The following is a 22,235-nucleotide window of genomic DNA, read 5'->3' as shown; positions in this document are numbered from 1 at the left end:
TTATGGAAAGAAATATAGGTATAAGCGATAGAAAAGAAGATAACAGAGAAGTAAAAGTTGAGATAAAGCGTGCCACTAATTTCGATCTTTCAGCAATAATTAATCATTTTGATTTGAATGCAAAAAACGTAAGATCTCTTTCAAATTCTATTGAAGATGAAAATAGCGAGGACGCTAAGATTATTTATCGCTCTCAAATTGTCTTTTTTGGTAGTTTGTTGGATTTTTATATGCATGAGATATACAAGTATTTATTTTATCAAAAACTAAGCGGAGAAATTCCTGATAAAGGAATTGATAAAATAAAAATATCTATGAAGTACGTCGTTGCTGCGATTAACTCTACAGAATATAAGAATGTGTTATTGACTGGTTTTACTGAGGAAATATATCGGGATACCTATATGTCGCAACCGGCAATAAAAGAAATAATTACTTTTGGCGGACTGAGTTACAACAGCGTTACGGAGACTGCATTTAAAGATATAAAAAATTCGTCCGGAAGAACAGAGGTAATAAAAGCGTTATACAAACGAAGGAATAAAATTGCCCACCAGTTTGATCGTAGTCACTTTGACGCACAACAAATGGATATTACAAGAGGGGACGCAGAAGAATACATAGAGCGAGTGACAAGTCTAGTCTATGCAATTCAGGACGGCTTAAGAGAATTACAGGGCAACTAATCTTGAAAATCAATAAAGAGCGTAAAATGGCATTTTTAATATTGCCCTTTGCACTCTTTTTATGTACAACTTTTTAAAGTCCGCCCCACCCAACTGTGAAATGATAACCCTCGCTAGCGCAGGATTAGGGTTGCTTATCTTTACAGGATATTGCAGTTTTTTCTCATATTGCCACATCAGTCAGCGCTCCTTTCCCAGGGAAACGGCGCTTTTACCCATTCCCACTTCTTGTCTGAACTGTTCTGATCTATGGTTATCGGGCCGTATTTTTCAGCGTATTCTGCCAGCAAACGTTCCTTTTCAGCTTTGTGCTCAGCGAAATATCTCAGACCGTCACGGCAGGTCGGGTGGCTGTCAAGGTAAAGATTTGCTTCAACAACTGCAAAGCTGCACGCCTGTATACGGCGCATAAGCTTCTCACGCTCACTTAGTATCGGCATTTTTTACAGCCTCCTCTCCAATAAATGGTTTGTCAAGAGACGGGAACACAGTGCCCCTCGCAAGCCCAACGCTCACTTCGTATGGCTTTTCCCAGCTTTGATAGGGAATGTATGCCATTGCTATCGGCGTGTCCTCGGGAAACCGTCCCACGGGAAGATGACAGCGCTCTGTGCTGTCGTTCTCGTCAGCGGAAAGTATCTTTCCAAGGCTTATATTTCCTAACATATCCAAATAAGTTCACTCCTCATTGATCTGTCTTATTTTCAAAAGCCGCCTGTTTGCGGCTCATAAACAGTATATGAAAAGTGAGTGGTTATTGCTACTGTACGATTTGTTGGACTGTAAAATTGTGCTGTTACATAGGTAATAATGATAGATATTATCCTATATGTAGTTGACAAATTTACGGAAAGTGGTATAATATGAGCAATATAGTTTATTTGAGGTGGTAAATTTCGCGTCGACCACACGCCGCTGGTACTGACAAAGGAAAACCTTGAGAGATGCAGGAGGATGGCCCGCCTGCCAAATAACTGATGCTTTGAGAGCCGTCTTGAGAGATCAAGGCGGCTTTCTTCTATCTTATAAAATAAACACCGCCGCAGAGACCCTCTCCACGGCGGTAAAATCATCAATTATATAGTCCCAAATGCCAATTACGCAAGCTTGTCAGCAATAACTCTTGCAACATACACACCCGAAGCCGAAGCCTGTGAAAGTGAGTGCGTAACGCCCGAGCCGTCGCCGAGAACGTAAAGTCCCTTTACGCAGGTCTCAAGATGTTCGTCAACGTCAACTCTTGAGTTGTAGAACTTGACCTCAACGCCGTAAAGCAGCGTGTCGTCGTTGGCCATACCCGGGGCGATCTTGTCAAGTGCGTAGATCATTTCAATGATGTCGTCAAGCTGTCTCTTTGGTATTACAAGGCTCAGATCGCCTGGGGTAGCCTTGAGGGTCGGCGTAAGGAACGTCTGACCGAAACGGTGCTCGTTAGTTCTTCTGCCTGCAACAAGGTCGCCGAAACGCTGAACAAGTACGCCGCCGCCAAGCATATTTGACAGCCTTGCGATAGACTCGCCATATGCGTTGGAGTCCTTGAACGGCTCTGAGAATGTGTTGGATACCAGCAGAGCAAAGTTCGTGTTCTCTGTTCTGAGGGCTGGGTCAGCATAGCTGTGGCCGTTTACTGTAATAATGCCGTTGGTGTTTTCCGTTACGACTTCGCCGTATGGGTTCATACAGAATGTTCTTACAAGATCGCCGTATTTCTTTGTGCGGTAAACGATCTTGCTTTCGTATACCTTGCTTGTGATGTGCTCGAATACAGCAGCAGGTATCTCAACACGCACGCCGATGTCAACTCTGTTTGAACGTCTCTTTATGCCGAAATTGTCGCATATGCCCGATATCCACTTTGAACCGCTTCGGCCTGCCGCAACAACGGCGCTTGTGCAATGATATTCGTCCTTGTTGGTCACAACTGTGAAATCATTGTCGCTGCCTGTGATAGTTTCAACGCTTTCGTGGAACTTGATGTCGATCTTGTCCTTGACGAAATCGTAAATGTTTTGAAGTATCTGCATATTTCTGTCTGTGCCAAGATGTCTTACCTGTGCGTCTAGAAGGTGCAGATCGTACTTGAGAGCTTCCGCCTTGATGTCAGATGAAGCGGTGGAGTAAAGCTTTGCGTCCTGTCCGCCCATTTCAAGGTTGATCTTGTCAACATACTGCATAAGCTCGATAGCCTTTTCTCTGCCTGTGAAGGTGTAAAGGTCGCCGCCGAAATTGTTTGTGATATTATACTTGCCGTCGGACATTCCGCCTGCACCGCCGAAACCGTGCATAATTGAGCAGGTCTTGCAATGTACGCAGGATTTGATCTTAACGCTGTCGATAGGACACTTTCTTTCGCTTACAGGGCCGCCTTGGTCGATAACGCAGACCTTTATATCCTTGTCAAGTTTAACAAATTCGTAAGCCATAAATACGCCGGCAGCACCTGCGCCGACAACAACAATGTCATAATTCTGAGCCATATTTGATTTTCCTTTCATCTTTGATTTAATTAAAGCAGTTGTATCATAATGTATATGTTTCCATAAAAACAGGCGACTTTTATGAGAAACAGCAAACGCTGAAAACCAATCAAGCCGCCACAATGTCTTTCTTGTTTATATGTCAAAAACAATTGTTGCAAGGGTAAAGAATATTAATGTTGAGCAAGTGTCAACGATAGTTGTGATAAGCGGAGCCGCCATAATCGCAGGGTCAAGGTGCAGCTTCTTTGCCGCCATAGGCAGCATACAGGCGATGAGCTTTGAAAGCACAACTGTCGCCATAATCGCACCGCTGACTGTAAATGCAAGCTTGTAGCAGTCAACAGACGGGTCGCCGTGATAAACAAGAATGATTCGCAGGGCATTGACTATCGCAAGGATGATGCTGCACAACAGCGCAACACGAAATTCTTTCCACATAACCTTGAAAAAGTCCTTCATTCTTATCTCGCCCAGTGCCATACCTCTGATAACAAGGGTGGAGGTCTGCGAGCCGCAGTTTCCGCCAGTACCGCTGAGCATTGAAAGAAATGACACCAGCACAGGCACGGCAGCGAACGCCGCTTGATATTTGTTTACGATAGCGCCCGTAAGCGTCGCCGAAAGCATAAGGATCAGCAGCCAAGCAATTCTGTTCTTTGCGTGGGTGTATACCGACGTCTTGAAATAAGAATCGTCACTCGGCGCAACGGCAGCCATTTTCGAGAAGTCCTCCGTGGTCTCCTCTTCGATAACGTCCATAGCGTCGTCGAATGTTACGATACCAACCATTCTGTTCTCTTTATCCACAACAGGCAGAGAAAGAAAGTCATATTTCGAGAACATCGAAGCCACATACTCTTTATCCTCAAGGGTATCAACGGCGATAACATTATCCTCCATTATATCCTCGATCTTGTCGTCATCGTCCGCTGTAACTATATCCAGCAGGGAAAGCACGCCCACCAGCTTTCGGCTTTCGGTAACGTAAAGAGTATTAACAGTTTCCTTGACCATTCCGACGTGTCTTATCCATTCAAGAGCTTCCTTTGCGGTATAGCTCCTGTGGAGATAAACATACTCGGTGGTCATAATCGAGCCTGCGCTGTCCTTTGGATATTTCAGAATTTGATTGATCTGCTTTCTCGTCTCCGTGTCGGCAGATTTAATTATCCTCGCAACAACATTTGCAGGCATTTCCTCGATGATATCAACAGTATCATCAATATAAAGGTCATCGACAACTTCTTGAAGCTCTTTATCCGTAAAGGCGTTTATGAGCATCATCTGCATATCGCTGTCCATATAGGCAAAAACGTCCGCCGCCACGTCCTTGTTCAGCAATCTGAACAGCAGCGGAAGTTCGTATTTTTCGATCTCGTGATCGTCATAAAACTGCTGCAAGAGCGCTGCCACGTCGGCCTCGTTCATATCCATAAATATTTCACGGATAGCCTTGTAGTTCTTGTGCTCCAACAGCTCCAATACTGTGTTAAACATAAATATTTCCCCCTAACAGCAGCGGTAAAAAGCATAGCAGTACAAATAATCGTACTTTTACTTATATCCACTCTGTACAAATATAAGGATAAACTCTACCAAAACACAGATCGTCCTGATTTTTATTAATGGCTGCCGCAAACGGGCGAGCCGCTCTGCAATCGAGGGGCGATCGTATTCTGACTGGCGTCGTCCATTTGTACACACTCCTTAAAAATCATAATTTATGCACGTTTTTACTATTCGCACACACATTATAATTATACGCTTTGTTATGTTTTTTGTCAAGCAAGGCGCTTGGAGCATACAAAGCCGCAGGATAAATTTTTTATGAACTGGCTGTAAATTTGATAGGGTGAACAATTTAAGCGCCGTCCGTGTCAAAAAAAGCTTGACAAGGGGAGATTTATACTATATAATTATCTTATATGCAAAATGCTGTGACGGGATTATCCGTTTTGTTCGTCGGCAAAGAGAAAAGGCGGTTGGTGCGAGCCTTGCGGTGTGAACGGTGGCTACCTTGAGCGGCGCTGAAAACAGCGACGTAATCCCTGCGTTAAAGGGCTTCGAGTGGTCGGGCGATATCAGTAGTATGCTCGGCAATTTGGGTGGTAACACGGAACTGTCGGTTTCGTCCCATATGTGAGGGACGAGCCGTTTTTTATTTTGCGACAAATTATTATCTGGAAGGATCTGAAATTATGGAATGGACAGGACTTAACGAACTTCGTGAATCTTATCTGAAATTTTTTGAGGGAAAGGGCTGCCTTAGACACAAGAGCTACCCGCTGGTTCCTCAAAACGACAACAGCCTGCTGCTCATCGTTGCAGGTATGGCTCCGCTGAAGCCTTATTTTACAGGACAGGAGACCCCTCCGAGAACAAGAATGACCACCTGTCAGAAGTGTATCAGAACAGGCGATATCGAGAACGTTGGTAAGACCGCAAGACACGGCACATATTTTGAAATGCTTGGTAACTTCTCATTCGGCGATTACTTTAAAAAGGAAGCTATCGCTTGGGCTTGGGAATATGTTACACAGGTGCTCAAGCTGCCAAAGGACAGACTTTATATCTCAGTTTATGAGGACGACGACGAGGCTGAAAAGATCTGGCACGAGGACGCCGGCGTTCCAATGGATCATATCGTAAGAATGGGCAAGGAAGATAATTTCTGGGAGGCCGGAACTGACGGCCCTTGCGGCCCTTGCTCTGAGATCTATTTCGACAGAGGCGAAAAGTACGGATGCGGCAAGCCTGATTGCAAGGTCGGCTGCGACTGCGACAGATATATGGAATTTTGGAACCTTGTGTTCACACAGTTTGAAAGACACGAGGACGGCACTTATACACCGCTCAAGCAGAAGAATATCGACACAGGTATGGGTCTTGAAAGACTTGCGTCCATTATGCAAGACGTTGATTCTATCTTCGACGTTGACACAGTAAAGGCTATCAGAGATCACGTCTGCAAGATCGCAGGCTGCGAGTATGGCAAGGAATACAAGAAGGACGTTTCTATCAGAGTTATCACAGACCATATCCGCTCGGTAACATTTATGGCTTCCGACGGAATTTTGCCGTCAAACGAGGGCAGAGGTTATGTTATGAGACGTCTGCTCAGAAGAGCCGTTCGTCACGGTAAGCTTCTCGGTATCAATGGACTTTTCCTCAAAGACCTTGTAAAGACTGTTGTTGACTGCAACAAGTGCGAGTACAATGAGCTTGAAGAAAAGTATGATTATATCGTAAAGGTGCTCACAACTGAGGAGCAGAACTTCAACGCAACTATCGACAGAGGTATGAAGATACTTGACGACCTTATCGCACAAATGCAGAAGGACGGCAAGACGGAACTTGACGGCGAAAGCTGCTTTAAGCTTTCCGATACCTATGGTTTCCCTATCGACCTTACAAGAGAGATACTTGAAGAGAAGGGTATGACCTGCGATGAAGAGGGCTACGCTGAGTGCTATGCTAAGCAGAGAGAAACAGCTAAGAACGCTCACTCTGCAACAAAGTATATGGGCGCTGACGAGACTGTTTTCCATAAGATAGACAAGAATTTCCACACAGAGTTCATCGGCTATGACAAGCTTGAGGGCGACAGCGAGATATCATTCATCACAACAGATGACGAGCTTATAAACAGCGCAAAGGCTGGCGACGAAGTTTATATCGTATCGGCTCAGACGCCGTTCTATGCAGAAAGCGGTGGACAGGTGGGCGATATCGGTACTATCGTTACAGAAAGCGGCAAGTGCAGAGTTGTTGACACACAGAAGGTAGTTGCTGGCAAGTTCGCACACAAGGTCGTGGTTGAAGAGGGCGAGATCGCAGTTGGTCAGAAGGCTCATTTCACAGTTGACAGAAAGACACGTTACGCCATTATGAGAAACCACAGCTGCGCACACCTGCTTCAGGCTGCGCTGAGAAAAGTTCTCGGCGAGCACGTTCATCAGGCTGGTCAGCTCGTTGACGCTCACAGACTGAGATTTGACTTCTCTCATTTCAACGCAATGACAGCTGAGGAAAAAATCAAGGTAGAGGCGCTTGTAAACAAGTATATCCTCGAGGCTCTCGATATCAAAATGGAAGAAATGCCCATTGTAGAGGCTCAGAAGCTTGGCGCAATGGCACTCTTCGGCGAGAAGTACGGCGAGACTGTACGAGTTGTAACAATGGGCGAGGGAGACGAGACAGCTTCTATCGAGTTCTGCGGCGGTACACATCTTGACAATACTTCAAGGATCGGTCTGTTCAAGATCATTTCCGAAAGCTCAGTTGCTTCAGGTGTAAGACGTATCGAGGCTGTGACAGGCAGAGGCGTTCTTGAACTTGTGGAGGAAAGAGCCGCAACTATCCAGCAGGCAGCTGAAAGCCTCAAGCTTGCTAATCCGCTGGATATCGTAAAGAGATGTCACACTATTATGCAGGAAGTCAAGGATCTTGAAAAGGAAAGAGACGCTTTGCAGGCTGAGATCACAAACCTCAAGACAAAGTCTCTCTTTGATGACCCATATGAAGTCAACGGCGTAAAGGTCGTTACAGCAATGCTCACAAACACAAGACCTGATATGCTCAGAAAAATGGGCGACGAGCTCAAGGCAAGAGAAGCTGACGCAGTCGCAGTCGTTGCAGGCGTTGACGGCGAAAAGGCAAACCTTGTTGTTGTCTGCGGCAAGAACGCAGTCGCAAAGGGCGCACACGCAGGCAAGATCGCAGGCAAGGTAGCGGCGCTTACAGGCGGCAAGGGCGGCGGACGTCCTGATTCCGCTATGGCTGGTATCGGCGACAGATTCAAGATCGATGAAGCTCTTGACAAGGTAAATGAGATCGTTGGCGAATTTGTAAAGTAATAAATTGTTTAGAGAGATTGTCAACGAAAGTAGCAGTCCAACAGGCGACCACAAATTGTTCTGAGCATTGTCGAATAACAATTTTCGCCTCGATATACGAATAACGTATTAGACACATTGTAGGGGACGGCGTCCTCGACGTCCCACTTGTGTCGGACTTTTTCTACGAGTTGAACAAATGAATGACTTTTAAATAGTTAAACATCAAATAACAGAAAGGTGGATCATAAATGGAAGATTGTCTTTTTTGTAAAATTATTTCCGGGGAAATACCCTCTAAAAAGATATATGAGGACGAGCTGACATACGTTTTTGAAGATATCGCTCCAACAGCTCCTATCCATTATCTTGTTATCCCAAAGCAGCATATTTCAAAGCTTGACGAGATAACACCAGAAAACAGCGCAGTTATCGCTCACATCTATGAAGTTATCGCAAAGCTTGCGAAAGACCTTGACCTCAAGGACGGCTTTAGAGTTGTTTCCAACTGCGGCGAGCAGGCAGGACAGAGCGTGTTCCACATTCATTTTCATCTTCTTGCAGGCAGACCATTTACCTGGCCGGCTGGCTAAATGAACACATCGGGCGGGTAATGAACTTATCCGCCTGTATTTTTAAGATCTGTTAGATAAAGCGTAACGCTGGGAAAGGCTTGTGAAAATTATGGTGCGAAAGTCATTTTATGTGGGCTTGTCATATTTTGCAGGGCTTTTCCTTTGTACCATTGGCTGGGGACGAAATAACGAAGTATTCGCTCTTGCGGCGCTTTGCATAGGGGCGGCAGGGCTAGCTTTTCTAAAAAATATGCGCAGATATATCCTCGCCTGTCTGTTGGCGTTTGAAGCGGCCATAGCGGTCAACACGGTCTATACCGCCTGCGTTTACGACAAGCTTGCAGACCTTGACGGCAAGACAGTTTCTGTCAGCGGGTATATCCTCGACCAAAGCTACATAGGCTCTGACACCTGCCTTGTGACTGTTAAAGGCGATATTAGTGGCAGGGGCGGACAGCTGACATTTTACACCGACAACGCCGACTTTGATTATTATGATGAAGTCACCGCAAGGGTCAAAGTCAGTCTTATCAAGGACAGCATTACGTTCCAATTGGAGAAATATCAGCGACCCAAAGGGGTCTATCTCAAAGGCTCAAATGCTGAAAATTTTGACCTCACGGGGTACAATGTCAACCCCATATTCCGTGAGATAAAGCATTACAGAGACCGCCTTTTTGACAAGATAACCACCATTATAGGCGGCGACGAGGGCGGTTTTGCGGCTGCGATGCTCTGCGGCGATAAGTCGGAAATGTCAGCGCAGACCAAGACCCTTATCTATCGCAGCGGCATAGGCCATATCTTTTCGGTATCGGGCACACACGTCATCATTATAAGCGAAATGCTTGGCTGGATAATTTCAAGACTTTGCCGCAGGAACAAGACAAAGTTCGCTTTGCAAATGCTGGTTGTATGGAGTTTTGCGGTGTTCGCAGGTTTTTCCGTGCCTGTTGTCAGAGCGGCGGCAATGCTCACAGTCGTGAAAGCTGCACCGCTTTTTTATCGCCGACCCGACCCAGGAAACACGTTGGGACTTTGTGCCATAGTAATGCTGACGGCCTCGCCATATGCGGCGGCGGACTGTTCATTCCTGCTGTCCTTCGGCGCAGCCTTTGCCATAGGCGTTATCTGTCCGAAATGCAAAGCCCTTGTGAAGCGCAGGGGCAGAGCAGGCACGCTTTTGCGTTCAGCGGTAGAAGCCGTTGCCATACTTCTTTGCACAATGCCCATTCAGCTAATGTTCTTTAATGAGATATCACTTGTTGCACCGATATCTAACATTCTCCTTGTGCCTGTATGCACATTCGCACTTGGTCTGACTGTGCTCACGGCCATTACAGGCGGCGTTGATATCATTGCCATACCCGTACTGACAGCGGTGAAATGGCTGCTGAAAGCGGTCATCGCCATTGCGGAGATTTTCGTGAAAGTACCATTTGCCTATCTGCCGAGGGGCGTGAAACCCTTGGGCGCAGTTATGCTCATAAGCTGTCTGCTGCCCGTAGTCATAGCTTTGCATAGAAAGTCCGTCAAGCTTGGCGGTATATGCACGGCGTCAATGCTTATCTTCTGGTGCGGCGTTTATGATATCACTATGGCGATCAGTCGTGACGATATCAAAGTGCTTATTTTGCCGAAGGGCAAGGCAATGCAGGCCGTTATCTATCAGCAGGATAGCGGAGCGGTTTTCGATATCGGCAGCAAGGGCAAGCTCAACAGCTCTATGGAGCGGTTTCTTGAATGTTATGGCATAAATGATCTAAAATGCGCCTTTATAAATAAGGAGCGTTATTATACTATCACAAAATACAAGTCGCAAATGACGACCTTGCCTAACTATTTTTACGTCAATGGCGAGGGCGAAAGCGATGATGAATACACATTCTGCAATGGCTCAAAGCTTGAATGGCAGGGAGCGGAGATAACCGCACTTGCTGACGGCTATGAGATCGACTTTGCGGACAAAAAGCTTATCCTGCGCTCAGACGGGATAGAGCTTGACGGCAGGGTGCTTGACACCTCAAAAGAAGAATACCCTATAATGATAGACCTTGAAAACTCAGAGATAAGGAGGACGACATATGGCTTTGCTTACGGCTTCGGCTCTTGGTAAAAAAATAGCTTCGGGCGATATCGAAAGCCTGTATTATTTTTACGGCCACGATACAGCCGCACTTGAAAGCTTCACAAAAAGACTTGTGAACAAGCTTTGCCCCGGCGACGCACAGATGATGAATTTCCACAAGCTGGACGGCAAGAACCTTGATTTTCCGCAGCTTTCTGACGCCTGTCAGGCTTTGCCTTTTATAGCGCAGCGTGTTGTGGTGACTATAAACGATCTTAATATGGATAACGTCAACAAGGACGACGGCGATGATCTTAAAAAGATACTCGGCGACCTTGGCGAGACCACCACGGTCATAATCTATGCCACAGGCGTTGATCTTTTCAAGAACAAGAAATACCTCACAGATAAGAACCGCCGCTTTGCGGATTTCTGCGAAAAGCACGGCTCGGTGTGCAATTTTGAGTATAAAAGAGCCTCTGATCTCGGCAAGTCTATCGCCTCATATCTATCAAAAAGCAACTGCACGATAACAAAAAGCAATGCGGAATATCTCGCCAATCTTTGTCTTTGCGATACCGCATTTATCCAGCAGGAGCTTGAAAAGCTTTCGGCGTATGCACAGGGCAGGGAAGTCACCAGAGAGGATATCGACCTGCTTTGCATAAGGCGTATCGAATCGGACGGCTATTCGCTGGCGATAAACATTCTTCGTGGCAACGCCGGAATGGTCTTTACACGATTGCAGGAGCTTGATATGCAAAACTATGAAGCCTTTGAGATACTTGGCATAATAGGTTTTTCACTTACTGATATTTACAGGGCGAAGCTTGCAAGATCGTCGGGGCTTAGCTATTCAGACGTGGCAAAGGATTTCAAATATCCGAAAAACAGAGAGTTCGCCGTGAAAAATGCCTATTCAGAGTGTGGAAATATCTCGGCTGAGCGCATAAGGCAGACCTTGGAGATATTATCGCAGACTGACCTGCGGCTAAAAACACATTCACAGGGCAAGGACGGCGATATGCTGACCTTGGAGCAGGGCTTGGCAAGATCAATGGCATTAAGGTGTTAAATAATGGAGAAAATAAAGATTTCCCGAGCGGTGGTCGTTGAGGGGAAGTATGATAAAATAAAGCTCTCGTCGCTTATCGACGGGGTGATAATCGTCACAAACGGCTTTCGTATCTATAAGGACGCCGATACAGTTGCACTTATAAGGCATTACGCCGAGACCAGCGGCCTTGCGATCTTGACCGATTCGGACACGGCAGGCTTCCGCATAAGGGGGCATATCAAGAGCATTGTGCCCAAAGGCGATATCGTAAATGTGTATGTTCCCGAGATATTCGGAAAGGAAAAGCGCAAAGCCGCACCGTCAAAAGAGGGTCTGCTGGGCGTTGAGGGAGTTCCTGCGGATATAATAAGGCAGGCGTTCGAGAGAGCAGGCATTGTGGGGGAAAATGTTCCAGACAGAGAAAAGATAACGAAAATGGACTTTTATGAGCTGGGCATAAGCGGCGGACAAGGTTCAAGCGAGCGCAGAAAGCTTATCTGCCAAAGGCTTGGTCTGCCCTTAAAACTCACCGCCAACGCCTTGCTTGAGATAGTCAACACGATGTTTGACAGACAGCAGTTCGCTGAATTTATGAAAACTATGTAGAACTTGATAAGGAGCAATAAAATTGGTTAGCATTGAGTTTTTATATTTCTTTATCCCCGTTTTTATGGGACTATATGCGGCGGCAGGGGTAAAGCGCAGACGTGCGGCTTTCCTACTTGGAACTGTGGCGTTGCTGCTTTGGATATCGCCGCTGGGGCTTATACCGCTGACATTGTGTACGCTGTTTTCATATATTTTCGGCAGGCTCATAGGCTCGGCGGAGAAGAGCGGCGCAAAGAAGCTTTGGCTTTTTCTTGCTGTACTTGTGAACGCAGCGGCATTCCTGCTGTTTTTCCGCTCCAATTACATAAACGCCGATATAACCTCAGTCGTAACAGGGGGCAAGGGCGTGATAAAGCTCTTTGCGGCATATGGCGCAGGGGTATTCACCCTCCACGGCATATCCTATTGCACAGACGTTTATCGTGGGGATATAAAGGCTGAGAAAAACTTCCTTCTGACGGCTCAGTATATAAGCTTTTTCCCCTCCCTCGCCTGCGGACCTTTGCTGCGCTTTTGCGATATGAGCGAACAGCTCCGCAAGCCTGTAATAACGTCCGACAAGCTTGCCGAGGGCATAAAGATTATGCTTATCGGCTTTGTTGAAAAGCTTCTGCTTTCAAATTCGATGTTTCAGGTGTGGCAGCATATCAGGGCGGTGAACGTTCAAAACCTTTCGGCGGTGTGCGGCTGGCTTGGTATGATCGCATTCTCGTTCAGCTTTTACTATGAGTTTCGTGCCTATTCCCATATCGCAAAGGGCCTCGGACTTATGACGGGCTTTGATATCCCAGATAACTTCGATCAGCCCTTTATGTCAGCAGGCCTTAACGAGTTCATCAAGCGTTTTTGTATGACCCTTTACCAATGGCTCAAAGACTACATTTACAGACCTCTTAGCCGCAGAAGCGATAAGCTTTCTCTCCCTGTGATGTTCGTTGCGGTGATGATCGGTTCGATGTGGTTCGGCTTTGGCAGAAGAACACTCATATGGGCGGCGTTTATCTGCCTTGTGCTGGGAATAGAGTATATCCTCAAAAAGGTGCTTATCGTTATCCCCGGTGCGGTAAGGTGTGCGGTTATGAATATCGTTTATCTTATCGGACTGCCGTTTTTAGCCTTTGAAAATATCTCCGACGCCTGCGGCTATATCATCGCAATGTTCGGCGGCGGAAGCTTCGCAGGGGACGTGCTGGCGCTTTACGTCGTCAAGACCAGCGCCGTGATGTTTATTATCTGCGCATTTTTCGAAACAGGTATCTGCAGATCTCTCAAAAAGCGTATCGACGCTATGAGCTCAAATATCACGGTAATAATCCAGCCGCTTATAACCATAGGTTTCCTTCTGCTTTGCACGGCGTTCCTTGTTGGCGGCGGCAGACAGCTTACTAATTTTCTTTTCTAGGGGGTGGGAAGTTTGAAAAAGATAGCTGACTATATCGCAGCTTCGGCGTTTTTTATCATCATCGTGATGTTTGCAGTCTATACCATTATAATGAGCGGCAAAGATGAAAAGACCACAGGCAGCGATGTCAAGAATATCTCAGAAAATTACGTTGACGCAAACTTTCCGCTGACGGCGAACTGGAGATCTCTGCGCACCACAATGCTCGTCGCCACAGGCCGAAAGGACTTTGAAGACACTTTTATAATGAAGAACCGCCTTGTTGAAGTTTCTGACAGCTATGACAAAGAGCAGGTGACGGACAGCATTGCGCAGATAAACACCTTTGCCGAGGAAAATTCGCCGCAGGTCTTTGCGATGATCGCACCGACGGCTTCGGGCATCTATTCCGCACAGCTTCCAATATATGCCCAGACTAACGATCAACGTGGAATGATCGACAGCATTTATTACGACCTTGACGAGAAGATCAAAACGATCGACACATTCTATCCGCTTTATTCCGCAAAGAACAATTATATCTATTACCGCACCGACAGAAAGTGGACGTCCTTCGGCGCATATTACGCCTATGCAGATGGCATAAAGCAAATGGGCTTTGAGCCTGTCGCCCTGTCAAATTACGATCAGGAATATGCTTCCGATTCCTATTACGGCGAGCTTTATTCAAGACTCTGCTACAACAGGATAACCGCCGACAGGGTGAATATATTCCGCTCGAAATATCAAAGCACGGTGAAGTCGGTGGAACTTTACAGCAAAGAACAGGTGCTGACCTCAAAATCGGTCTACTTCCGCTCAGCGCTGAAAACCGCCGATAAGACGGCGATATACCTACAAGGGGATAACTTCACAAAGGCGACCGTCAAGACCACCCTCGAGGACGGTCCGAAGCTTCTTATCATAAAGGGCAGTTTTGCAAACACTATCCTGCCGTTCTTTACCCCACATTACAGCGAGATAACCCTTGTCGACCCCGACAAGCTCGCTGAAGAGGACAAAGTGCTCTCCGATGTGGTGGATACCGATGATTTTGACCAAGTGCTTTTTATGTATGACTGCGATCAGTTCTGCAATGAAAAGAATTTTGACAGGCTGAAATAGCTTAAATAATATGGGCTATGTACTTGAAAAAAGCAGAAAAATGTGATATAATGATTGAAACAATATAGTGATCGTCAAAAATGCCGTACAGGATTGTGCGGCATAACATATGTCTGAATATGCTGAAAGGGTGTTTGATGATGAATGAACAGTCAAAAAAGTTAAATCTTATCGACCTTAATGATTACCCCGTTTCCTGGTGGCTGCAATTGTTGGAGCTGGGTCATAAGATAGTTCAGAGTCCTGCGGATTACAGCGAGGCGTGCAAGGGCAAGATAATGGGCACGCTGTTCTATGAGCCTTCCACAAGAACGCAGATGTCCTTTCAGACGGCTATGCTGAGACTTGGCGGAACGATAATAGGCTTTGACAACCCTGCAACTTCTTCTGTAGCAAAGGGCGAGAATATCAAGGACACGACTAAGATCGTTTCGGGCTATGCCGATATTATGGTAATGCGTCACCCAACAGCCGGCTCTGTTAAGGCTGCGGCGCTCACCGCTGACTGTCCTGTTATAAACGCAGGCGACGGCGGACACCTTCACCCGACCCAGACCCTCACCGATCTGCTCACCCTCAAGGAAGAGAAGGGCACTCTCGAGGGCTTGACTATCGGCTTCTGCGGCGATCTTAAAAACGGCAGAACAGTTCATTCACTCATCAAGGCAATGACTTGCTTCCCAAACAACAAGTTCGTGCTGGTTTCAACACCGGAGCTTGCGCTGCCAGCATACATAAAGGACGTCCTTGAAGCAGGCGGACACGAATACAAGGAAGTTTCCGACCTTGAAAAGGCAATTGGCGAGCTTGACGTGCTTTATATGACGAGGATTCAGAAAGAGCGTTTCGCTTCCGAGGAAGAGTATGAAGCTCAGAGCGGAAATTATATCCTCACGTCAAAGAAGCTTTCCTTTGCAAAGCCCGATCTTATCGTCCTTCACCCTCTGCCAAGAGTTGACGAGATAGCGATCGAAGTCGACGACGACGAGCGAGCAATGTATTTCAAGCAGGCAAAGTATGGAATGTATATCAGAATGGCGCTGATACTGACAGTTCTGAGAGGCGAGGGCACGCCGCAGCCCCTTATGCACGGCAAAGTACACCCGCATATCGAGTGCTCGAACCCGAACTGCATAACACACCACGAAAAATATCTGCCGCATTGGTTCAAGGGCAATGGAACGACCCTTATCTGCGAATACTGCGACGAGAGAACACTTGTGGAATAATATGGCGATAAATGCGTGGGCTGACATATCGGCGCACGCATTTTTTGTATAAATTTGTGTTGTGCACATTGAATGGTTTGGATAAACTAATTTAAACATAGCTGTTAAAAATGATGAAATTATATGTTAAGTTTGTGCGCCAGCCTTGAAAATGGGGGCGTATTGTGCTATAATTTATGTTGTATAAATATTTTTTACAGGAGCTTTGATCTAATGAATTTAATGTCAGACGAAGAGTTTGAACAGATATGCGGCCGCAAGCCCGTGAGACGGACTGTGAAAAAGAAAAAGATATACTGGAACAGGATAATCATTGCGCTGGTTATTCTTGCGGCAATAGTTTTCGGTATCGTTCAGCTTATAAGTTTTGTAGCTTCAAAGATCAAGGGAGACAACACTCAGAATACAAACACAACAGTAAACAGCAATGCTGCCGCAAAGGCTGATAAGGACAGCTCTTCCGAAGCTGAGCCAAAGCCTGCAAAGTATTCAAATATGGACTTTACAGTTTGTATCGACGCAGGCCACGGCGATTATGACGGCGGAACTGCCAATGCAGACGGCACACGATACGAAAAGGACGATAACCTAAAAATTGCCCTTGAGGTGCAGAAATATCTCCAGTCATACGGTGTGAACGTCGTTATGATAAGAGACGATGACTCTTTCCTTGAACTTGGCGAACGCTGCGATAAGGCGAACAACACAAAATCGGATATGTATGTTTCACTTCATAGAAACAGCTATGACGGTGATATCTCGGGTGTTGAGGTGTGGGTCAACAATTCTGAACCTGCCTATGATACCCAGCTTGCCCAGAATATCCTTGACGGACTTAAAGGCGTTGGTGTTTCTGAGGACAGAGGCGTTCAGTACGGCTATGTTGGAAATCAGAGCGTGAACTATTACATAAACGCCGATACGGTTATGCCGAGCTGCCTTGTTGAGCTTGGATTTATCACAGACGATGAGGACAACAAGCTTTTTGACGAGCATTTGACCGAATACGGCGAAGCTATCGCTGATGGGATCGTCAAGACGGCAATAGACGTTGGTCTTGTGGACAAGGACGGCAAGCGCCTTATGGAAGGTCAGCTCCTTTCACCCGAAAAACCTATCAACAAGACTGATTCTTCATCATCGTCCCTGTCAGAAAGTATGACAGAGCCGACCCAGACGGGCACAAGCGATGAAGTTTACAACACACAAGAGAACGAGTATTACTGATAAAAATTATAAAAATGACCCCGAAGCGTAAAGCCTTGGGGCCTTGATCTTTTAGAACGTGTTCAAATTTCAGACTGCCTAAAGAGTGCGGCGTATCTTTTGGAACTTTTCAAATTCGTCGGTGAGATGTGCGAGAATTCTTTCAAGCCCCTCGTCAGAATAAGCCTCGTGGAACTCAGCCACAAAGTCTGACATCTGATCGACGCTTTTGAGACCGTACCATACTCTTGCATAAAGCTCTTTCTCATCGCCGAGAACAGGGTCTATGCGGTAGTTGAATTTTTCATAAAGGCTGCCCGACCAGGTGTTTTTCTCCTCAAAATAATGGAAGGTCGGAACGTCAAAATATCCGTGAAGCATTTGCTTTGTTTCCTTTCTTGATTTACTTGTCTTGCTGATATTATAACATATCTGCGGCGTTTTTTCAATAGTGTTTACAAAAGGGCAATCTTATTAAGTAAAAACGCTGAAAAATCGTTTACAAATTTGTAAGGAATGTATATTGGAGATTTGCTTAAAATATGTTATAATTAAATATTATAGGCAGACAGCTTCATAACGCTGTCGCCTGTGGGTACTATTCAGCGGTGGATGTGATTCCGTACGCCGCAGGAAAGGATAAGAATATGAGTGTTACTATAAAGGACGTTGCAAAAGAAGCAGGCGTCTCTGTGGCGACTGTTTCGAGAGTTCTTAACGGAAGCTGCAATGTATCGGATGAATCAACAAAGAAAGTAAACGAAACTATCGAAAGACTGAATTATTCGCCGAACTTTCTCGGAAGAAATTTGAGAAAGTGCGAAACGAATGTCATACTTGTAATAATGCCGACATCTGAACATTCCCTCTATTCAAAGATCGTTATGGGTATGCAGGATTATGCCGGCAAGGTGGGCTATGATATCATCACCGCTGTTTCTTATTCCACATCGGCAACGGAAACACGCCAGATGAATATGCTCTTCAACCGTACTGTTGACGGCGTTGTGCTGCTGGGAACGCAGTTCGACGCTGGATCGCTCGATAAGCTTGCGGCCAATTATAATGTTGCGCTTTGCTGCGAGGGCGTTGAGGGTGCGAACGTGCTGACCGTTGCCGTTGACGACGAGCAGGCAGCTTATGACGCTGTTACTACCCTTATCAAAAAGGGTCACAGAAAGATCGGCTTTATCGGAACAAATTCCACTGCGGTATCTTCCACCGCAAGAGAGAACGGCTATCTGAGAGCGCTGAAAAATCACGGTATTGAGGTCAACGACAAGTACATATATAAGGAAACTTATGATTATGACTGTGGAATGAGAGCTTTTGAAAGCTTTTATTCTCTCGATGATAAGCCTACGGCTATATTTGCCGTTTCCGATCTGCTGGCTATTTCTGCTATCCACAAGGCAACGGATATGGGCGTAAAGGTGGGCAGCGAGATCGCTATTATGGGCTTTGACAACATTTCAATGTGCGAATGGATGTTGCCGACTGTTTCAACAGTTGAACAGCCCTGCGCAAAAATGGGCGAGCTTGTTATCGCAAAGCTTATCGAGAATATGAATAAGACCACAAAGGATAATCATTATTACACAGTTGACTACAAGATAATACTCCGTGGCTCAACAGGGGACTAAGCCTTGTGATCGAAGGACTAATAAAGTTAAAGGCAATGCCGTAGGGTCTTGCGGCTTGCCTTTTTATTGTTTTTAACAGAAAGGATCTTGTCATAGAATGGAGAAATTTACGAAAATACTTGAAACTATCGACGGATATGTGTGGGGAATACCGCTTATCGTGCTTATAATGGCGGTGGGACTTTTCCTTACTATTCGCTTGAAACTTTTGCAGGTGCTTCACCTTCCGAAAGCGCTGAGATTTATGTTCCAAAACGAGGGCAACGGCAAAGGCGAGATATCAAGCTTTGCAGCACTCTGTACTGCGCTTTCCGCAACTATCGGAACAGGTAATATCGTCGGCGTCGCAACAGCCGTTGGTATTCTTGCCGGCGGACCGGGTGCACTGCTTTGGATGTGGATAGCCGCACTTCTCGGAATGGCGACAAAGTATTCTGAGGGCTTCCTCGCTATCAAATACCGAAAAATGGACGCTGACGGACACGTCTGCGGAGGACCTTTCTATTACATAGAATATGGTATGGGCAAAAGGTGGAAGTGGCTCGCAAAGGTGTTCGCATTCTTCGGCACCTGCGTTGGTATTTTCGGTATCGGTACATTTTCGCAGATAAACGGTATCTCTTCCGCAGTTCAGAACTTCTTTGACCCTAACAGAGCGCACACAGTAACTATCTTCGGCGCAAAGTACACTTGGGCTGTTATCATTTCAGGTCTTATCGTGACCATTTTTGCAGCTCTCGTTATAATCGGCGGAATACAGAGGATTTCTGGCGTTTCGCAGATAATCGTGCCGTTTATGGCTGTTATCTATATCATCGCCTGCCTGTCTCTTATCATTTTCAATATCGGCAAGCTCCCACACGCAATCGCAACAATCTTTGAGCAGGCATTCAGCTTCAAGGCTATCGCAGGCGGTTCAACGCCGACTATCTTTATGGCGATACAAAAGGGCGTTGCAAGAGGTATCTTCTCCAATGAGGCAGGCCTCGGCTCTGCACCTATCGCAGCCGCAGCCGCTCAGACAAAAGAGCCTGTAAGACAGGGTCTCGTTTCAATGTGCGGTACATTTATCGACACCATCGTTGTCTGCACAATGACAGGTCTTTCCATCGTTATGATGGACAGCTATGAAGCTATCAACCCTGCAACAGGCAAGCCTTTCGAGGGCGTTGAAGTAACGACACACGCTTTCCAAAACGGCTTCTCATTCCTGCCCTCGCAGATATCTGCGTTTATTATTATGGTATGTTTGGTGTTCTTTGCTTTCACAACTATCCTCGGCTGGAACTATTACGGCGAAAGATGTATGGAATATCTTGTGAACGGCAGAATGAAGATCGTTATGGTTTATAGATATCTCTATATCCTTGCTGTTTTCATCGGCCCATATATGACAGTTTCCGCTGTATGGACTATCGCTGATATCTTCAACGGACTTATGGCTCTGCCGAACCTTGTTGCATTGCTTGCGCTAAGCGGAGTTATCTCAAAGGATACACGGCGATATGTAGCGAAATATTCTCGTGCAAAGCGTATCAATAAGCTTGCAAGGGCGTAAAATGGCGCTTAACTTAATATAAAAAGTTTCGGAGATCGTAAAAATGCGGTCTCCGATTTTTTTGCCTTTTGTGTTTATCACTAAATCACCACATTGAAATTTGTTAAAATCACCAAAAATGCTTTTTGTGGCTCGTGAGACTTGTTTAGTTTATTGACAACGATTACATTCGGTGCTATAATATACGTATAAGATTTAAAGTTATCGTTTTCATAGATTAAACGATAGTATTCACGGAGGTTATATAAAATGAAAAAATCCAAGCGTGTTATCGCAGGTGCGATGGCTCTCTTGTCGGCTGTCAGCGTAGCTTCCTGCGGAAGTTCTTCAGCTTCAAGCAGCTCCAGCAGCTATGTCGATAAGGTCAAGGTAGCAAGCACCGACGATATTGCTACTATCCCTGATGGTTCGGAAAAGGAGTTAGAGTGGCTTTCTTATTTTGACATAAACCCAACTAAGAAAGAGCCGGAAAAGAGAACCGACCTTACTCTTTTTGAGGAAAAGGGCGGTAAGATCAAGTATTCTCAGACATCATCAATGAACAAGTATGATAAGCTCGCAGCAAGACTTATGTCTAACAATCCACCGGATATGTTCTGGTATGAGCAGTCTATGACATTCCCTGCAAACTGTATCAAGGAAATGTTCCAGCCTGTTGATGATATCGTTGATTTCGATAGTGCTATGTGGAGCGATGTCAAGGACGTTGCAGAGCAGTTCACTCTCAACGGTAAACACTTTGTTGCACCTATCAACTTCCTGCCAGGTTCTGTTATCACATATGATAAGTCTATGATAGACGCTGCTGGTCTTGATGATCCATACGAGCTTTATCAGAACGGCGAGTGGGATTGGAACGCATGGTATGACATGATGTCAGAATATGTTGAGGGCGCTGCTGCTGACGAGGAGAGATACGGCATAAACGGTTGGTTTGCTCCATTTATCTTCCAGTCAACAGGCAAGACTCTTATCACATATGACGCTGATAAGGACGAGTATGTTTCAAATCTTAACGACGCTGACTTTGTAAGAGCATCTGATATGCTTTATGATATCGCAAAGAATGGTATGTACTATCCTGATTGGGTAGGACAGGCAGGCGACGCATTCAAGAAGAATATCCTCTTCTATGCAATGGGTCCATGGGCTTCTACCGGTACACATTCACCAAAGGACGGCGACAATTGGGGCGTAGTTCCAATGCCAAAGGATCCTAACTCTGATACGCTTTATACAACTATAGATATGAATGCGTATATGTGGGTAAAGGGTTCGACAAAGAATGACGCTATGAAGTGCTGGCTCGAGTGTGCAAAGATAGTTTATACTCAGGATACATATAAGGATATCGAGAAGGAGAAGTTCTTTGTAAACAATCCTAACTGGACAGAAGATATGTATAACGTAGCTTATGTTGACCTTGTAACAGACAAGTTCACTAAGATATTTGACCCGGGTTATGGTATTTCCACAACTCTGTCAGATAACGACGCCGCTACAAACGATACTAAGGAAGCTGTTATCCCTTATCTCTACACTTCAGTTATGAAGACAGATGAGAATGGCTCACAGTATACTTGGACACAGCTTAAGGAATCTTATAAGGGCACAGTTGATTCTGAGCTCAAGACCCTCAATGAGCAGTATCACGCATATCTCGAAAAGAATAAATAAACAACTAAATATTACCTTCTATTTTCAGAAACGGACGGATCGCAAAATTCGTCCGTTTTTGTTGTATTCGGGAGGAAAGTGTGTTATAATTAATAAGCCGAGTGCA

19 protein-coding genes and 1 pseudogene are annotated in these 22,235 nt (G+C 45.6%); 14 read left to right on the top strand and 6 right to left on the bottom strand.

Annotation, left to right across the window (positions count from 1 at the left end):
• The first annotated feature begins 2 nt into the window (after positions 1-2).
• Positions 3-686, top strand: a complete 684-nt coding sequence (locus QZ371_RS06830; protein ID WP_295210974.1) for a HEPN domain-containing protein — start codon at positions 3-5, stop codon at positions 684-686.
• 78 nt (positions 687-764) lie between these two features.
• Here the strand turns inward: QZ371_RS06830 and QZ371_RS06825 are convergent.
• The 5 genes and pseudogenes from QZ371_RS06825 to mgtE form a co-directional block, all read right to left on the bottom strand.
• Positions 765-863: pseudogene (locus tag QZ371_RS06825) on the bottom strand (manganese catalase family protein); the annotation flags it as partial.
• Positions 863-1,126 (bottom strand): spore coat protein CotJB, encoded by a 264-nt coding sequence (locus QZ371_RS06820; protein ID WP_295210972.1) that lies wholly within the window; start codon positions 1,124-1,126, stop codon positions 863-865. The gene QZ371_RS06820 and the pseudogene QZ371_RS06825, both read right to left, overlap by 1 nt.
• A complete protein-coding gene (locus tag QZ371_RS06815) occupies positions 1,110-1,358 on the bottom strand; it encodes a spore coat associated protein CotJA (protein ID WP_366558713.1) in 249 nt (82 codons plus the stop codon). The genes QZ371_RS06820 and QZ371_RS06815 overlap by 17 nt, the downstream gene beginning before the upstream one ends.
• Positions 1,359-1,783: 425 nt before the next feature.
• Positions 1,784-3,163: an NAD(P)/FAD-dependent oxidoreductase gene (locus tag QZ371_RS06810; protein WP_295210971.1), complete on the bottom strand. Its 1,380-nt coding sequence runs from the start codon at positions 3,161-3,163 to the stop codon at positions 1,784-1,786.
• A 135-nt stretch (positions 3,164-3,298) separates the two neighbouring features.
• Positions 3,299-4,663 carry a magnesium transporter gene (gene mgtE / locus QZ371_RS06805; protein ID WP_295210969.1) on the bottom strand — a complete coding sequence of 455 codons (1,365 nt, stop codon included), beginning with the start codon at positions 4,661-4,663 and terminating at the stop codon, positions 3,299-3,301.
• Positions 4,664-5,174: 511 nt separating this feature from the next.
• Between mgtE and QZ371_RS06800 the strand changes: the two genes are divergently transcribed.
• From QZ371_RS06800 to QZ371_RS06755, 10 genes are all read left to right on the top strand, one after another.
• Positions 5,175-5,309, top strand: coding sequence for a hypothetical protein (locus tag QZ371_RS06800; RefSeq protein WP_295210967.1), 135 nt, complete (start codon positions 5,175-5,177; stop codon positions 5,307-5,309).
• Between the two features lie 55 nt (positions 5,310-5,364).
• Positions 5,365-8,022 carry an alanine--tRNA ligase gene (alaS, locus tag QZ371_RS06795; protein ID WP_295210965.1) on the top strand — a complete coding sequence of 886 codons (2,658 nt, stop codon included), beginning with the start codon at positions 5,365-5,367 and terminating at the stop codon, positions 8,020-8,022.
• Positions 8,023-8,252: 230 nt separating this feature from the next.
• Complete coding sequence (locus QZ371_RS06790) at positions 8,253-8,594, top strand: histidine triad nucleotide-binding protein (protein ID WP_295210963.1); 342 nt, start codon at positions 8,253-8,255, stop codon at positions 8,592-8,594.
• A 91-nt stretch (positions 8,595-8,685) separates the two neighbouring features.
• Positions 8,686-10,692, top strand: coding sequence for a ComEC/Rec2 family competence protein (locus QZ371_RS06785; protein WP_295210962.1), 2,007 nt, complete (start codon positions 8,686-8,688; stop codon positions 10,690-10,692).
• Positions 10,661-11,719, top strand: coding sequence for a DNA polymerase III subunit delta (gene holA / locus QZ371_RS06780; RefSeq protein WP_295210959.1), 1,059 nt, complete (start codon positions 10,661-10,663; stop codon positions 11,717-11,719). Before QZ371_RS06785 ends, holA begins: the two co-directional genes overlap by 32 nt.
• 3 nt (positions 11,720-11,722) lie before the next feature.
• Positions 11,723-12,307, top strand: a complete 585-nt coding sequence (locus tag QZ371_RS06775; RefSeq protein WP_295210957.1) for a DUF4093 domain-containing protein — start codon at positions 11,723-11,725, stop codon at positions 12,305-12,307.
• Between the two features lie 22 nt (positions 12,308-12,329).
• Positions 12,330-13,712 (top strand): MBOAT family O-acyltransferase, encoded by a 1,383-nt coding sequence (locus tag QZ371_RS06770; protein ID WP_295210954.1) that lies wholly within the window; start codon positions 12,330-12,332, stop codon positions 13,710-13,712.
• A 12-nt stretch (positions 13,713-13,724) separates the two neighbouring features.
• Positions 13,725-14,816 (top strand): DHHW family protein, encoded by a 1,092-nt coding sequence (locus tag QZ371_RS06765; RefSeq protein WP_295210952.1) that lies wholly within the window; start codon positions 13,725-13,727, stop codon positions 14,814-14,816.
• A gap of 140 nt (positions 14,817-14,956) precedes the next feature.
• Positions 14,957-16,045 carry an aspartate carbamoyltransferase gene (pyrB, locus tag QZ371_RS06760; RefSeq protein ID WP_295210998.1) on the top strand — a complete coding sequence of 363 codons (1,089 nt, stop codon included), beginning with the start codon at positions 14,957-14,959 and terminating at the stop codon, positions 16,043-16,045.
• 213 nt (positions 16,046-16,258) lie between these two features.
• Positions 16,259-17,272 carry an N-acetylmuramoyl-L-alanine amidase gene (locus QZ371_RS06755; RefSeq protein WP_295210949.1) on the top strand — a complete coding sequence of 338 codons (1,014 nt, stop codon included), beginning with the start codon at positions 16,259-16,261 and terminating at the stop codon, positions 17,270-17,272.
• Between the two features lie 78 nt (positions 17,273-17,350).
• Here QZ371_RS06755 and QZ371_RS06750 read toward each other — a convergent pair whose 3' ends face one another.
• Complete coding sequence (locus tag QZ371_RS06750; RefSeq protein WP_295210946.1) at positions 17,351-17,632, bottom strand: hypothetical protein; 282 nt, start codon at positions 17,630-17,632, stop codon at positions 17,351-17,353.
• Between the two features lie 266 nt (positions 17,633-17,898).
• On the opposite strand from QZ371_RS06750, the gene QZ371_RS06745 reads away from it, so the two are divergent.
• From QZ371_RS06745 to QZ371_RS06735, 3 genes are all read left to right on the top strand, one after another.
• Positions 17,899-18,894 carry a LacI family DNA-binding transcriptional regulator gene (locus QZ371_RS06745; protein WP_295210944.1) on the top strand — a complete coding sequence of 332 codons (996 nt, stop codon included), beginning with the start codon at positions 17,899-17,901 and terminating at the stop codon, positions 18,892-18,894.
• A gap of 97 nt (positions 18,895-18,991) precedes the next feature.
• A complete protein-coding gene (locus tag QZ371_RS06740; RefSeq protein ID WP_295210943.1) occupies positions 18,992-20,452 on the top strand; it encodes a sodium:alanine symporter family protein in 1,461 nt (486 codons plus the stop codon).
• A gap of 249 nt (positions 20,453-20,701) precedes the next feature.
• Complete coding sequence (locus QZ371_RS06735; RefSeq protein ID WP_295210941.1) at positions 20,702-22,129, top strand: ABC transporter substrate-binding protein; 1,428 nt, start codon at positions 20,702-20,704, stop codon at positions 22,127-22,129.
• The last annotated feature ends 106 nt before the right edge of the window (positions 22,130-22,235 follow it).

Origin of the sequence: Ruminococcus sp. (assembly GCF_019423705.1) — a bacterium.
Lineage (GTDB): Bacteria > Bacillota > Clostridia > Oscillospirales > Ruminococcaceae > Hominimerdicola.
Note: the sequence above shows the minus strand (reverse complement) of the source record. Positions and strands in the feature narration are given on the sequence as shown.

What these genes read in the sequence shown, in the direction of transcription:
- QZ371_RS06830 (WP_295210974.1), top strand. Translation starts at nt 3, where the DNA reads ATGGAAAGAAATATAGGTATAAGCGATAGAAAAGAAGATAACAGAGAA.
- QZ371_RS06820 (WP_295210972.1), bottom strand. Translation starts at nt 1,126, where the DNA reads ATGCCGATACTAAGTGAGCGTGAGAAGCTTATGCGCCGTATACAGGCG.
- QZ371_RS06810 (WP_295210971.1), bottom strand. Translation starts at nt 3,163, where the DNA reads ATGGCTCAGAATTATGACATTGTTGTTGTCGGCGCAGGTGCTGCCGGC.
- mgtE (WP_295210969.1), bottom strand. Translation starts at nt 4,663, where the DNA reads ATGTTTAACACAGTATTGGAGCTGTTGGAGCACAAGAACTACAAGGCT.
- alaS (WP_295210965.1), top strand. Translation starts at nt 5,365, where the DNA reads ATGGAATGGACAGGACTTAACGAACTTCGTGAATCTTATCTGAAATTT.
- QZ371_RS06790 (WP_295210963.1), top strand. Translation starts at nt 8,253, where the DNA reads ATGGAAGATTGTCTTTTTTGTAAAATTATTTCCGGGGAAATACCCTCT.
- QZ371_RS06785 (WP_295210962.1), top strand. Translation starts at nt 8,686, where the DNA reads ATGGTGCGAAAGTCATTTTATGTGGGCTTGTCATATTTTGCAGGGCTT.
- holA (WP_295210959.1), top strand. Translation starts at nt 10,661, where the DNA reads ATGGCTTTGCTTACGGCTTCGGCTCTTGGTAAAAAAATAGCTTCGGGC.
- QZ371_RS06775 (WP_295210957.1), top strand. Translation starts at nt 11,723, where the DNA reads ATGGAGAAAATAAAGATTTCCCGAGCGGTGGTCGTTGAGGGGAAGTAT.
- pyrB (WP_295210998.1), top strand. Translation starts at nt 14,957, where the DNA reads ATGAATGAACAGTCAAAAAAGTTAAATCTTATCGACCTTAATGATTAC.
- QZ371_RS06755 (WP_295210949.1), top strand. Translation starts at nt 16,259, where the DNA reads ATGAATTTAATGTCAGACGAAGAGTTTGAACAGATATGCGGCCGCAAG.
- QZ371_RS06750 (WP_295210946.1), bottom strand. Translation starts at nt 17,632, where the DNA reads ATGCTTCACGGATATTTTGACGTTCCGACCTTCCATTATTTTGAGGAG.
- QZ371_RS06745 (WP_295210944.1), top strand. Translation starts at nt 17,899, where the DNA reads ATGAGTGTTACTATAAAGGACGTTGCAAAAGAAGCAGGCGTCTCTGTG.
- QZ371_RS06740 (WP_295210943.1), top strand. Translation starts at nt 18,992, where the DNA reads ATGGAGAAATTTACGAAAATACTTGAAACTATCGACGGATATGTGTGG.
- QZ371_RS06735 (WP_295210941.1), top strand. Translation starts at nt 20,702, where the DNA reads ATGAAAAAATCCAAGCGTGTTATCGCAGGTGCGATGGCTCTCTTGTCG.